The 1,234-nt window shown below is 60.0% G+C and carries 1 protein-coding gene; it reads left to right on the top strand.

Annotation, left to right across the window (positions count from 1 at the left end; translation table 11 throughout):
• The first annotated feature begins 131 nt into the window (after positions 1–131).
• Positions 132–1,187 carry an IS110 family RNA-guided transposase gene (locus AC07VG_RS33390; protein WP_495022564.1) on the top strand — a complete coding sequence of 352 codons (1,056 nt, stop codon included), beginning with the start codon at positions 132–134 and terminating at the stop codon, positions 1,185–1,187.
• Positions 1,188–1,234: the final 47 nt, after the last annotated feature.

Genomic DNA, 1,234 nt, shown 5'->3' with positions numbered 1-1,234 from the left:
TGTAATTGGATGGACTCGCCCAAGCCGAGGCGTCTGTAGCGCCACGGTGGCATTCTAATGAAGCCAACGACAGCGAGGGCGAGCCCATGAAAAAGCATACGATCAAAACCAACTCCTTGTCTTCTGCCGATCTGTCTGCTTGCACGACAGTGGCGGTGGATCTTGCCAAAAACGTGTTCCAGGTAGCTGGAGAAGACGCCCTTGGCCAAGTCAAATACGAGGAGCGGATCAAGTCCCGCGAGGCCTTCCTTGCGTTCCTGTACAAGCTGCCCAACACCGTGACAGTGCTCATGGAAACAGGCCCCGGTGCCCAAGCGTGGGCGCGAATCCTACAGGCGCAGGGGAACCTCGCGCGGATCCTGCCGGCACAGCGCGTAGCCGAGCATCGCAGCGGCGCAAAGAACGATCGTAATGATGCGCTGGCCATTCTGCGTGCGGGTCGAGACAGCTTGATCATCGCTGTGCCGATCAAAACCGCAGCCCAGCTAGCCATGCAGGCGCTGCATCGGGCCAGACAGGGCTACGTGCGCCGACGCACCGCCATGAGTAATCAGATCCGCGGTTTGCTGCTTGAACACGGCATTGCCATGGCGCAAGGTGAGCTTGCCCTCAGCCGCAACGTTCCGCGGATACTGGAAGACGCCACACAACCGCTGCCAGAATCGTTGCGTGAGCTGATCGACGAAATGTTGGGTGAATGGCGTCATCTGGGCGAGCGCGTGAATGTGCTGACCGCACGCCTGGAAACCGCAGCGCGCGAAGACGAGACGGCAAAGCGCCTAATGACGGTACGTGGGATAGGGCCGATCATCGCTACGGCGCTGTTAGCCAAGCAGACCGAACCTGAACGTTTCCCGAATGCACGCCTGTTCGCGTCCTACTTCGGCACGGTGCCGGAGCAAAACAGCAGCGGCAATAAGACCCGGCTGGGGAAAATGTGCAAACGCGGCGATGCCTACTTACGCAGTCTGGCGATCCAGGGAGCGCATGCGGTACTGAGGCAGGTACGGCCCGATTCCGAACATCCAGACGACCAACGACTGCAACGCTGGCTAAGCCGTCATGGCCAGAAAGGCGCAGCTGTGCGCTTGGCCAATCGCAACCTGCGTATCGTCTGGGTGCTGCTGCAAAACGACCAGACCTACCGTCGCCAGCCTATGGGTAATCAGGAGGCGGCGGTGCATTAATCGACCGAGTTCTACCACCGGGGTGCTGAGTCACCTCAACCGCTGCT

Source organism: Pseudomonas sp. GW821-FHT03C07, assembly GCF_059420925.1.
This window is presented reverse-complemented; position numbering and strand designations above follow the sequence as displayed.